Source organism: Lysinibacillus contaminans, assembly GCF_001278945.1.
GTDB lineage: Bacteria > Bacillota > Bacilli > Bacillales_A > Planococcaceae > Lysinibacillus > Lysinibacillus contaminans.
This window is the reverse complement of sequence record NZ_LGRV01000003.1, coordinates 734,003-747,071: the sequence shown is the minus strand read 5'-3', so window position 1 is coordinate 747,071 and position 13,069 is coordinate 734,003. Positions and strand designations below refer to the sequence as shown.

The window sequence follows — 13,069 nt, the reverse complement described above, 5'->3', positions numbered from 1 at the left end:
CATCCTTCAATCTGATGTTAATTTTTTGTAGATTCCTTTACGATTTCCACAAGTAAATCTGCCAATTTCTCTAGTTCTTCAACCGGAATTTTTTCATTAGTAGTATGAATATCTTCGTAACCAACAGACAGATTTACTGTCGGAATACCGAAGCCAGCGATGACGTTCGCATCAGAGCCACCACCTGAAATGCCAAGCTGTGGTGTACGGTCAATATTTCGTGCAGCTGCCATGGCCACTTGTACAACCTTATCTGTTTCAGTCACACGGAAGCCAGGGTACATTAACGTCACTTCCACCTCAGCACGTGCACCAAGTGAAGCCGACACCTGCTCAAATGTATCTTGCATATGCTTTGTTTGTGCATCTAGCTTATCTTTGTCTATCGAACGAGCCTCTGCTAAAATCGTTACTTCATCACAAACGATATTTGTTGCTTGACCACCTTCGAAACGACCAATATTCGCAGTTGTTTCTTCGTCCAAACGACCAAGCTTCATTTGTGCAATACATTTCGATGCAACTGTAATCGCAGAAATTCCTTTTTCCGGTGCGACACCAGCATGTGCCGTTTTACCGATGATTTTAGTGAAAATTTTCGCTTGATACGGTGCTGCTGTTACAATCCCTCCAACTTTACCGTCGCTATCAACCGCAAAGCCATATTTTGCATTAATTTTTGAAGGGTCTAATTCTTTTGCTCCAACAAGACCACTTTCTTCACCTGCAGTTATGATAAATTCAATATCTCCATGCGGAATATCTTGCTCTTTTAAGCGTTTTACCATTTCAAATAAAGCTGCAAGTCCAGCCTTATCATCCGCACCTAAAATTGTTGTACCATCAGAAACGATATAACCGTCTTCACGGATAGACGGTTTAATGCCTTTCCCCGGAACAACTGTATCCATATGTGAAGTAAAGTAGATAGGTTCTACATCTAATGTACCCTTTAATGTTGCAATTAAGTTACCTGCCCCATGGCCATTACGAGTATGAGCATCATCTTGCTCCACAGTAAATCCAAGCGCTATTAATTTATCTATTAAAACCGGCGCAATCTCTTGTTCATTTTTTGTTTCTGAATCGATTTGTACGAGTTCAAAAAACTCTTCTACTAAACGACTTGTCATATTGTAGGACTCCCTCGGTTTTTATATTTTCCATGTTATAGTATCTTCTACATTTTATCATAATGAACGTAAGGTTAAAATCAAACGCTTTGCCTAATGTACTAAGTTTAGGGATAGATAAAAAAAGTCTGTGAGAAAAACGGCTGAACGCTTCCCACAGACTCTATTAAGCTTGTAAAATTTCTATTTGCTCCTGTTTGAGCTTCGCTAAATATTCATCAGCCTTATTTCGCTTGTCCTTTAAACGCCTTATTGTATTGTGGACATCGTCTTGTACTCGCGAAACCTGCTCTCTAGCTGTTGATATTTTAGAATGTACCGACCATGCAGAAAAAATATCATCAAAAAAGTAGTCTGCAAATTTTACAAATCCATCTGTTTCGACATGCAATGATTGCGTATTCATTTTTTGCACATCTAGTAGTTCGTTTTGGAAGCGTTGCAAAGCTATTTGTGCATTGTGAAGATAGCTCTCGGACTTATCGAGCGCATCATGCTTTAAATGAGTCGCCAGTAATCCACCTCCGAAAAAGGTATCCCATGTTGAATAACTTCCTGCCGAATGAAGAGAAGCCGCCGCATGCCCTAGTGCTGAGAGTGCTACATCGCCTGCTTTCTCTGCCTCAATAATTTCTTTAATCAATTGCTTTGTCAGGATTTCCTCATCAACTATCTGCTCAAGTTTCTGCGCTTTCGCAGGCGCATGTATTTGTAGATACCCTTTTTTCTTTGCCTTTAGATGAGATAAAGCCTCTTGTAGCAATGGTTGTTTGATTTGTGCTAATTTTTTAGTTACTTGTTCGAGGTCTTTTATTAAATCTTTATCTATCTTTTTTGCTTCTTTTATTTTTAATTCTAGCACTGCCGCTTTATCTATTTTTTCTGCACGAAGCTCGTCCTGTTGACCCGTCCATGTACGAATCATATTCATAAACGAAAAACCTTCTAGCTTATCGAGTTTCAGGCGAATTTTATTGAGTGCCGCTGTGTTACCAGCAATATCCTGCTTCGCATGCTCGATTTGCCCTTCAATCAGAAGTTCCTGCTCACTGAGCCTTTCATAATTTCGGATTTGTGCATGAATCATTTCTTGCTCTTTTTGTAGTTGCAGCCATTCCACCCGCCTCATCTCCCTCTATAATATATACGGATGAAAAGGATAAAAGTTTCAATTTTCTGTTATTTTTATCACATTTCTTTATTATGAGCAATTTTCTATTCTCTTTAAGCTAAATTATCAAACTCAAACCCTATCAAAACAAAAACCCAGCACCAAAATGGCTACTGAGCTTGTCCATCCAAATCTTATAGTGGAATGTTTCCGTGTTTTTTCTCTGGACGTGTTTCTTGTTTGTTTGAAAGCATGTCTAATGCTTGGATCAACTTGATACGAGTATCGCGTGGGTCTATTACATCGTCTACCATACCACGAGATGCTGCAACGTATGGGTTTGCAAACTTTTCTTTATACTCTTCGATTTTTGCTGCACGCGTTGCTTCTGGATCTTCTGATTTCGCGATTTCACGTGCGAAAATGATGTTTGCTGCACCAGCAGCACCCATAACAGCGATTTCAGCATTCGGCCAAGCGAATACAAGGTCAGCGCCGATTGCTTTAGAGTTAAGGGCTACATATGCACCACCGTATGCTTTACGAGTGATTACTGTAATTTTCGGTACAGTTGCTTCTGAGTATGCATAAAGGATTTTTGCGCCGTGACGAATGATACCACCGTGCTCTTGTTTAACACCTGGGAAGAAACCAGAAACGTCTTCAAATGTGATGATTGGTACATTATACGCATCACAAGTACGAATGAAACGAGCTGCTTTATCTGAAGAGTCAATATCAAGACCACCAGCTAAAACTTTTGGTTGGTTACATACAAGACCCACTGATTCACCTGCGATACGCGCAAAACCAACTACTACGTTTCTCGCAAATTCAGCGTGAACTTCCATGAACGAACCTTCGTCCACTACCTGTTCAATAACTTTACGTACATCATATGGACGAGTTGTTTCGATTGGCATAACATCCACGATTTCTGGACGGTAATCGTCACCCTCTGGCTTCGGTTGACGAGGTGCTTTTTCTTTATTGTTTTGTGGTAAGTAGCTAAGTAATTGTTTAATTTGATCGACAGCAGCTTCTTCTGAAGGTGCACGGAAATGAGCATTACCACTAATCGCATTATTTACTTTAGAACCACCAAGGTCTTCAGCAGAGATTTTTTCACCAGTTACTGTTTCAATTACTTTAGGTCCAGTAATGAACATTTGAGATGTTTTATCAACCATTAGAATAAAGTCAGTAATCGCCGGTGAGTAAACAGCACCTCCTGCACAAGGTCCCATGATAACTGAGATTTGTGGGATTACACCAGAATAAATTGAGTTACGGTAGAAAATGTGACCATACCCATCAAGAGAAAGTACGCCTTCTTGGATGCGCGCGCCGCCTGAATCGTTGATGCCGATAAATGGTGTACCATTTTTAGCTGCAAGATCCATTACAGTAGCCATTTTTTTAGCATGCATTTCACCAAGTGCACCACCGAATACAGTGAAATCTTGAGAGAATAAGTATACTGGACGACCGTTAATTTTACCGAAACCAGTTACAACACCATCACCGGGACCTTCTAACTTCTCCATACCAAAGTCTACTGTTCGGTGTGTAATAAATGGGTTAATTTCGAAAAATGTACCTTCATCTAGTAATAATTCAATACGCTCACGAGCTGTTAATTTTCCTTTTTCATGTTGCTTCTCGATGCGCTCATAGCCGCCACCTAGTTCAATTATCGTCTTACGGTCATACAGGTCATTAATTTTGTCGAACATATCCATATTAATCACTTATCCCCTTTTCCACTTTTATCGCATAATTCGTATAGCACACCGAATGATGATTTTGGATGCATGAAAGCAACCTCAGCACCACCTGCACCCGGTCCTGGTTCTTCTGACAAAAGACGTACACCTTTTTCACGAAGCTCAGCCATGCGCTCACGAATTCCTGTTACACCGAATGCTACGTGGTGAATGCCTTCGCCACGTTTCTCGATGAATCCGTGAATCGCACTTTTTTCACTCATTGGTTCTAGCAACTCAATTTTCACGTTACCAGCATCGATGAACGCAACACGAACCTGTTGAGATTCAACTTCTTCTACTTTAAGTAACTTTAAGCCTAAAATTTCTGTATAATATGTAATGCGTTCATCAAGATCGCGCACCGCAATCCCGATATGGTCTACTTTCTCCATGGTGACATCTCCTTCTGTTATGGTACATACCTATTTTACAGATTTTTTTGTCAAAACTCTACTACTTGAGAATTTTTTCAGATTTGCTAAACTATTTATAAGAAAAGAAGGAGAGAACGAGCATATGAGCAATAAAAAATTTCAAAAAATCGTTGTTTATGCAATGATTATTATCATGTTAATTTCATCGCTTGCTTTTGGTTTATCAATGCTGGTATAAGTAAATGAGGCGCGTCCACACTACTGTGTACGCGCATTTTTTACCTTCAACCCTTCAAAAGACTGCTTAATTTCTAAATAACGATCCATCTCCTCGATAAACTGGTAGAGTGCTGCTTGTGCTAAAAATTCCTGATGATCTTTAGGCAGTGGTAACTGCGCAAATTCCTTCTTCACAAGCTCTAACTTTTCTCGAAAATGATACGCTGTATTTCCAGAATGTACGTTATCTGCCAAATCCTCCATGAAGTCCGCTACAAGATCGGCCTCTTGTACTATAACAGGAAGTGCAGTCACTTTTGGTAATACACGTTCAATTATTTCAAGTTGCTTCTCACGCATATCAAAATAAACATAATAATTATTTTCACGTCGCAAAAAATGATTTTCTACATCTTTAAACGCTAGTGACTTCGCAGTATTTAATGCTTGAACAGCCTCAATAATTTCTCGGCCGTCCCAGAGGGTATCACCCTCTCTTAAGTAGGAAACAATTTCTTTGAAAATTTTGCGGTATAGTTCTTCCACATTGACACGGTAATACTCTAACTCTTTACCTATATCTCCCATATGCATATTAATCACTATTCCCGTGGTGAAACCAATAGCCATTAATGCGAGTTCATTATAAACCAGCCCCATTGAAAAGCTTTCAGCTGAGTAAACATGCAAAATAATAACCGCACTCGATACAAAGCCGTCTTCCACCTTTAACGACACGATCGTCGGGATATAGAGCAGTAGCATCCCTGCTAAAGCAAGTGGATGATAACCAAATAACTCAAAAAACATAAATGCATAAAGCATGCCAACAATACCTGAAACAAGGCGTGTATAAGCGGATTCAAGAGATTTCTTTTTTGTCGGTTGTATACATAAAATTGTCAAAACGCCAGCTGAAGTATTAAAGTCTAAGTTGAAATACTGTGCAATAGCTATCGCAATAGCCGTACCAATTGCAGTTTTTAATGTACGATAGCCGATTGAAAATTTTCTCAGGGTCAACTGCCTCCCATCTATGCAGGCTTTATAAGGATTTTACATCCATTACAAAATTAGCTTACCCCTCAATCCTCCGACTTATAAATATGAGCCAATATTGCAAAAATTAAAAAGAAATTGAGGCTAAAGCGCATAAAGCGCCTTAGCAAAACTTTACTTAAAGCTCATCACAATATTCTTCGAAGTTTGCTTGCAGATTTGTCACAACGGACATTGGATCATGACCTTCGATTTCATAACGGCCAACTTCTGCTACTACTTGTCCATCTTTTAATAGAACAAATGATGGAGAAGATGGTAGGTGGTCTTCGCCGAAGTGATAACGAGCCGCCGCCGTTGCTTCTTTATCTTGCCCAGCAAATACAGTTACAAGGTGGTCTGGACGTTTATCATAATGTACGCAGTTTGCTGCAGCTGGACGAGCGATACCGCCGGCGCAACCACATACTGAATTCACCATTACTAAAGTTGTTCCTGGGCGTGCGAAAGCCTCTTCAACAGCTTCCGGTGTACGAAGTTGTTCGTAACCAGCAGCCTCCATTTCTCCGCGCGCTGTTTTTAAAATTTCTTGCATAAATAAATCATAATCCATGTTCATAAATGATACGCTCCTTTCAAGTTTGAGCCAATGATCGCTGCAAAAGTATCCATAAGAAAGCTTTTTAGGTTACCTTTGCGCCGCTAGTATTCAACAAAATTTTTGTCGAATTGATACATCTCTTATCATAGCAGTAAGTTACGATTTTGTGCACCTACTTGCGCTTAAAATGAGTGCATTATTTCTATATATTGTCGTCGCAGAACAAACTATCAACACCTTGAGTAACCGTCAATTGTCCATTAAGGATTTGACGCTCAAGAAGCTGTACTTGTTCTTTACGTGCAGGATCACCATAAAATGAATCAATTAAATGGTCGGTAATCATCGATTGGAACCATTCTTTTGTTTGATTTTGACGTCGAATTGACCAAAAATTATTCGCTACGACTGTTTGTTTAAATTCACCAATCGTGTCCCAAACTTTGTCTAGTCCTCGGTTTTCCCATGAGCTGACTGGTAATGCAGTAGACATCCACCCTGGAGTTGCAGGTTGTAAGAAGTGTAAAATTTGCTTATACTCGGAAACAGTCTTTTTCGCAAGACGTACATTGTCACCATCCGCTTTATGCACAACAATCGCGTCAGCTAACTCCATAATGCCCTTTTTCATACCTTGTAGTTCGTCTCCAGCGCCCGTTAAGACAAGCAATAAGAAAAAGTCAACCATACCTCGGACGTACGTTTCACTTTGCCCAACACCGACTGTTTCAATTAAAATCACATCATAGCCCGCTGCCTCGCAGACAAGCATTGTTTCACGCGTCTTTTTGTGGACACCCCCAAGGGTACCTGCTGACGGTGAGGGACGGACGAATGCATTTGGCTTTTTCACGAGCTCTTCCATCCGTGTTTTATCACCTAAAATACTGCCTCCCGATAATGAAGAACTAGGATCGATTGCAAGAACTGCTACCTTTTTCCCCATGTCACATAGCATCGTACCGAAAGCTTCAATGAACGAACTTTTCCCTGCACCTGGCACACCAGTAATTCCAATGCGGATACTGTTTCCTGTATGCGCTAGAAGCTCTTGTAATAGCTCTTGTGCTTGTGCCTTATGATCAGCATTCGAGCTTTCAATGAGCGTAATTGCTTTCGACAGTTTCGTACGAGAGCCTGCACGTACTTCACGGGCAAGCTCTTGAATATCTATTTTTTCTACTTTTTTCTTTCGGAATTTTTTAGGTGTACCGGATTGCATACCGTCGTGAGCTGCCTCAACGCCATCCATAACAAAAAGCGCACTTTCTTCTATTCCTTTGTTTTTGTCCATTATTCAGACACTTCCTCATACCCTAAACGTTTGTAGATTTCTTCGATAATTTTTTGTGCAGATACTGGAATTACTGTACCTGGTCCAAAGATTGCTACTGCGCCAGCTTCATAAAGGAATTCGTAGTCTTGTGCTGGAATAACGCCTCCAACGATAATGATAATATCTTCGCGACCTAGTTTTTCAAGTTCTGAAACTAGTGCTGGCACTAATGTTTTATGTCCAGCAGCTAATGATGATACGCCAATACAATGAACGTCATTTTCTGCTGCCATTTGCGCTGTTTCCTCAGGCGTCATAAATAGTGGCGAGATATCTACGTCAAACCCTAAGTCAGCATAGCCAGTCGCAATAACTTTTGCGCCACGGTCATGGCCATCTTGCCCCATTTTTGCGACAAGAATACGCGGGCGACGGCCTTCATTTTCTTTAAACTCTTCAGTCATTTGTTGAACTTCTGTAATTTGCTCTGCGTCAGAGAAGTTTGCAGAATATACACCCGAGATTGAACGAATAATCGCTTTATGACGACCAGAAACGGCTTCGATAGCATCAGAAATTTCACCAAGAGAAGCACGTGAACGCGCTGCATCAACTGCTACGGCTAGTAAATTTTCTTCACCATCTTGTGCTGCTTTAGTCAGACGCGCTAAATGTTTTTGTACTTCTGCTTCATCACGAGCTGCTTTCATTGCATCTAAGCGCTCGATTTGTTTTTGGCGTACAAGAGTGTTGTCAATATCAAGAATATCGATTGGTTCTTCTTTATCTAGACGGTATTTGTTTACACCGACAATTGTTTCTGATTTAGAGTCGATTTTCGCTTGGCGTTTTGCCGCTGCCTCTTCAACTTTCATCTTTGGAAGACCTGTTTCAATTGCTTTCGCCATTCCACCTAGCTCTTCAATTTCTTCGATTAAAGCCCATGCAGATTTTGTGATTTCATCTGTTAATTTCTCAACATAATACGAACCGCCCCATGGATCGATTACTTTCGTCATACCCGTTTCTTCTTGTAAGAATAGCTGTGTATTACGAGCGATACGCGCAGAGAAGTCTGTCGGAAGTGCGATTGCTTCATCTAATGCATTGGTATGTAGGGATTGTGTATGCCCCATCGCTGCTGCATTTGCTTCGATTAATGTACGTGTCACATTATTGAATGGATCTTGCTCAGTTAAAGACCAACCAGACGTTTGTGAGTGCGTTCGTAAAGCTAATGTTTTTGAGTTTTTCGGATTAAACGTAGACATCATTTGTGCCCAAATACGGCGAGCTGCACGCATTTTAGCTACTTCCATGTAATAGTTCATGCCGATTGCCCAGAAGAACGATAATCGCGGTGCAAAGGCATCGATGTCGATACCTGCTTTAAGACCCGTACGTACGTATTCGAGGCCATCCGCTAGTGTATATGCAAGCTCGATGTCGTTTGTCGCGCCAGCTTCTTGAATATGATAACCAGAAATAGAAATCGAGTTGAATTTCGGCATAAATTTCGCAGTAAACTCGAAAATATCTGCAATAATTTTCATCGACATTGCTGGTGGATAAATATAAGTATTACGCACCATATACTCTTTTAAAATATCATTTTGGATTGTTCCTGCTAATAAGTCAGGTGAAACCCCTTGTTCCTCAGCAGCTACGATATAGAATGCAAGGATTGGTAAAACCGCACCGTTCATTGTCATCGAAACTGACATCTGATCTAGTGGGATTTGGTCAAATAGAATTTTCATATCTTCTACAGAGTCAATAGCTACCCCTGCTTTACCTACGTCACCTGTTACACGTGGGTGATCAGAGTCATAGCCACGGTGCGTTGCTAAGTCAAAGGCAACAGAAAGACCTTTTTGACCCATCGCAAGGTTACGTTTGTAAAATGCATTCGATTCTTCTGCTGTTGAGAATCCAGCATATTGACGTACTGTCCAAGGACGTGCTACATACATAGTAGGGTATGGTCCGCGTGTGTTTGGTGCAAGTCCAGCCACGTCATTTAAGTGTTTTGCATCTGCGATATCTTCTTTTGTGTAGATATCTTTTATTTCAATACCTTCATTCGTCATGAACATTTCTTCAGACGCCTCAGGTGCATCCGCTGTTAATACTTTTTCGATTTCAACTGTACTAAAATTTGGCTTGCTCATCGCTCTACCTCCTTCATGCTAGCAGACACAGAGTTTAATTTTTCAATGATGTTTTGTCCCGCAAAAATAAAGCCATTTAAGCCATTTGCTAACCATGCTTCTTCTTCGTCTTTAAATTTACCGGCTACGTCTACTACAACACCTTCAGGTTTACCCGCTAAAATTGCCGGTAACAATTCTTTTGTATTGTCGTCGTTTGCTGCAATCACAACATATTTCGCTTCTGTTGTATGTAACCAAGCTACTGCTTCATCTGCTGTTGCAATTTGACCACTTAATTCTGGTACTAAACCAACTGTATTTAAGAAACCCGATACGAAATCTGCACGTGGTTTCGAACTTTTTAGTGAACCTAATGTTAAGATTCCTGTTTTCGCGTCAGCCGCAGTCATTTCAGCACGTAATTGCTCAAAAGGAATAGCAATGCGCTTAATATCTGCAAACAGTGGATTTGTTGCGTTTTCAAGAACGTCTGCTGGATTTGCATAAATATTCGTACCGATTAATGATTGTTTACGTGTTTGTACTGCTTTTACACGTGCTTGATAAGAAGCTTCTAACTCTTCTGCTAATTTACCAGATGCTATGTAAGCGTCAATACCACCAGCTGCTTCAATATCTAAAAATAATGCCCATGCCTCTTTCACAAAGTCCGCAGTTAAAGATTCTACAAAGTATGAGCCACCTGCTGGGTCAGTTGTTTTTAAGACATTCGTTTCTTCTCTTAATACTAATGATACGTTACGCGCAATACGAACAGATTGCTCTGTTGGTTTTGTTAGCGCATCGTGGGGGTGAACTGTAAAGATATCCGCACCGCCAATTAGACCTGAAAGCGCTTCATTTGCTACACGTAGTAGGTTGACATAAACGTCTAATTTAGAGAAACTGCGAAGTGAAGTTTCCGCTAATGTTGGTATTTTTATATTTTCTGTGACACCATATGCTGATGAGAACGCTTTCCAAAGAACTTTAAAAGCACGAAGTTTTGCGACTTCTGTAAAGAATTGCGTATCAACGGCAAATGAAACGTAGAATTTCTTTGCAAATGCTTCAAAGTTTTCTGCTTGTTCTGCATATTTTGCTGCTGTTGCAAGCGCATAAGCTAATTCTTGTACAGCATGTGCTCCTTGATTGTGATAGAAGATTGTATCTGCGCCATAAGTTCGTACATTTGGGAAATCCGCAAGTATAACTGGCTCTTTCGATACAATATAACCTTTTACTGCTTCTCGTTTGCTAGCATCAATTTTATTGAATACTGCTAGTAATGGGTCATTAGCATGTTCAACCGTTATTTTAAATGAATATTCCGATAAATAAGTAGCTAATTGTGCTATTACTTTTTCAGACCAATCAAAGTTTACACGACTATCAATTGTCACAACTTCATTACCTCGAGCTAAGCTTTCATCAAGTTGACCAAAGAAGGCTTCACTAGAATCTGCATACACTTGCTGAGCCACACTAAATACAGAAGAATTTTGTAGGGAACGGATTGTGGCAACTTGTTTTTCAAGATCTTCACCAAGTTTTGCAACAAGACTTTCTTGTGTGTATAGTGGTTCAAGTGTAATTCCTTCACTTGTTTTCGTTAAAAGAGACTCGAATGGTTTCCCTTTTAAAGCTTTGATTGCTGCATCTTGCCATTCTGAATAGGATGGCTTTTCAAATTCAATATTTTTCATGTTGTTTGACATGCGGTCGCTAATAGCTTCCCCCCTTAGTAGTTTCTATTTGTTATTCTACCTTACAAATTGCGTGTCGAAAAGCATAAAAAAACCGGAAACCGTTATATAACAGGTTTCCGAGTAAATGTCAGTAGACAGACGTCGAAGATTTATTTGTGTTTTCGAGGATTTCTTTCACTCTATTTAGAAATTTCCCACAAATCAAACCATCTAATATCCGGTGGTCTAAAGATAAACATAAATTCACAATATCTCTTGCAGCGATCATACCACCATGTAAAATGACCGGCTTTTTAACAATACTTTCCACTTGAAGAATAGCTGCTTGAGGGTAATTAATGATGCCCATAGACTGCATAGAGCCAAAAGCGCCCGTATTATTTACAGTAAATGTTCCACCCTGAATATCATCCATAGCTAATTTTCCAAAACGTGCTTTTTCTGCAAGGTCATGAATTTCTCTTGCGATGCCTTTTATCGATTTTTCGTCAGCGTGTTTTATAACAGGCACGAATAATGCATCATCCGTCGCCACAGCAATGGAAATATTAATGGCATGCTTTTGAATTATTTTGTCATCTGCCCAAACAGTATTCAACATTGGGAATTCTTTTAATGCTTGCGCTACTGCTTTCACAAAGAACGCGAAATACGTAATATTATAGCCTTCTTTTTGTTTAAACTCAGTCTTTATACTATCACGATAGGTCACTAATTCGGTTACATCTACTTCCATCATCATCCATGCATGTGGTATTTCCTGTGCACTACGAACCATATTATTTGCGATAGCACGGCGCACCTTCGTTACTGGAATTTCAATATCCCTACCTTGTGCTGCTGGTTGTGGTGAAGTTGATTTTTCGTATGGGTTTGTTGCAGGTGCAGATGAAATAGTATCTGCATTCGTTTGGATTGATACAGTTTGGGATGGGATATTTGTCGATATGCTCCCTGCATCTATATACTGCTGTATATCTTTACGCGTTATACGGCCACCCTCACCTGTTCCCATAACTTGATCTAGTTCAACGTTGTGCTCCTGAGCTAGACGTAGCACCGCAGGAGAATAGCGTGCTTTATCAGAACGTACTGTTTTCTCCGTCTGTACCAATGACGGTAATGGTTTTGGTGTTTCTTGTTTTTTCTGTACACCTGCATTTAAAATAGCTGAGCTCACCGCTGACTTTTTTGGTGGTGGTGGCGGTGGTAATTCGCTGTCACTAGCGATTTCGATGGAACAAACGACTGAACCAACTGGTAGCGTTTGCCCTTCTTCCGCTAGAAGCTCGGAGATAACTCCTTCAAAGGAAGATGGAATTTCAGCATTTACTTTATCTGTGACAACTTCTGCTAATGGGTCATATTTTTTTACCGTATCGCCTGGCTGTACGAGCCACTTTTCAATCGTGCCTTCTGTTACACTCTCTCCAAGCTGCGGCATTGTAATATTTTGAATCGCCATCATCTATTCCTCCCATCAATTACGCCTCGGCGTAATTGTACCTGCCGCTACGCTTTCGGTACAAAAAAATCTGCCGCTGACGCTTCGTTATCACTTCGCTTTCGCGCAGATAAACATTGCGTCCAGATTTTGAAGTGTGCTTGGACCTGTGTGATGCAGGTCAGTTAGCCATTGCTCCTGTCGCCCCGCTTTCGGGCAGATAAATTGTCGCATGGATGCGACGTACTTAGGCTAACATCCTTAGCTACCTTTCAAAATCT

The 13,069-nt window shown here is 40.4% G+C and carries 11 protein-coding genes; 1 reads left to right on the top strand and 10 read right to left on the bottom strand.

Going from position 1 to position 13,069, the window contains the following annotated elements:
- Positions 1–17 precede the first annotated feature (17 nt).
- The 4 genes from AEA09_RS05925 to mce form a co-directional block, all read right to left on the bottom strand.
- Positions 18–1,133 carry a M20/M25/M40 family metallo-hydrolase gene (locus AEA09_RS05925; protein WP_053582957.1) on the bottom strand — a complete coding sequence of 372 codons (1,116 nt, stop codon included), beginning with the start codon at positions 1,131–1,133 and terminating at the stop codon, positions 18–20.
- A 166-nt stretch (positions 1,134–1,299) separates the two neighbouring features.
- Entirely contained in the window at positions 1,300–2,262 is a 963-nt protein-coding gene (locus AEA09_RS05920) for a hypothetical protein (RefSeq protein ID WP_245622789.1), read from the bottom strand.
- Between the two features lie 176 nt (positions 2,263–2,438).
- Entirely contained in the window at positions 2,439–3,986 is a 1,548-nt protein-coding gene (locus AEA09_RS05915; protein WP_053582955.1) for an acyl-CoA carboxylase subunit beta, read from the bottom strand.
- A 5-nt stretch (positions 3,987–3,991) separates the two neighbouring features.
- On the bottom strand, positions 3,992–4,405 hold the full coding sequence (gene mce / locus AEA09_RS05910; RefSeq protein WP_053582954.1) for a methylmalonyl-CoA epimerase: 414 nt from the start codon (positions 4,403–4,405) through the stop codon (positions 3,992–3,994).
- Here mce and prli42 point away from each other — a divergent pair.
- Entirely contained in the window at positions 4,353–4,625 is a 273-nt protein-coding gene (gene prli42 / locus AEA09_RS20545; RefSeq protein ID WP_342667617.1) for a stressosome-associated protein Prli42, read from the top strand. The genes mce and prli42 overlap by 53 nt on opposite strands.
- Before the next feature lie 20 nt (positions 4,626–4,645).
- Here prli42 and AEA09_RS05905 read toward each other — a convergent pair whose 3' ends face one another.
- The 6 genes from AEA09_RS05905 to AEA09_RS05880 form a co-directional block, all read right to left on the bottom strand.
- A complete protein-coding gene (locus AEA09_RS05905) occupies positions 4,646–5,623 on the bottom strand; it encodes an aromatic acid exporter family protein (protein WP_053584625.1) in 978 nt (325 codons plus the stop codon).
- Between the two features lie 160 nt (positions 5,624–5,783).
- Positions 5,784–6,224 (bottom strand): BrxA/BrxB family bacilliredoxin, encoded by a 441-nt coding sequence (locus AEA09_RS05900; protein ID WP_053582953.1) that lies wholly within the window; start codon positions 6,222–6,224, stop codon positions 5,784–5,786.
- 184 nt (positions 6,225–6,408) lie between these two features.
- Complete coding sequence (meaB, locus tag AEA09_RS05895) at positions 6,409–7,500, bottom strand: methylmalonyl Co-A mutase-associated GTPase MeaB (RefSeq protein WP_053582952.1); 1,092 nt, start codon at positions 7,498–7,500, stop codon at positions 6,409–6,411.
- Positions 7,500–9,653, bottom strand: coding sequence for a methylmalonyl-CoA mutase (gene scpA, locus AEA09_RS05890; protein WP_053582951.1), 2,154 nt, complete (start codon positions 9,651–9,653; stop codon positions 7,500–7,502). The genes meaB and scpA overlap by 1 nt, the downstream gene beginning before the upstream one ends.
- Entirely contained in the window at positions 9,650–11,353 is a 1,704-nt protein-coding gene (locus AEA09_RS05885; protein ID WP_053582950.1) for a methylmalonyl-CoA mutase family protein, read from the bottom strand. Before AEA09_RS05885 ends, scpA begins: the two co-directional genes overlap by 4 nt.
- 118 nt (positions 11,354–11,471) lie before the next feature.
- A complete protein-coding gene (locus AEA09_RS05880) occupies positions 11,472–12,809 on the bottom strand; it encodes a dihydrolipoamide acetyltransferase family protein (protein ID WP_053582949.1) in 1,338 nt (445 codons plus the stop codon).
- Between the last annotated feature and the right edge of the window lie 260 nt (positions 12,810–13,069).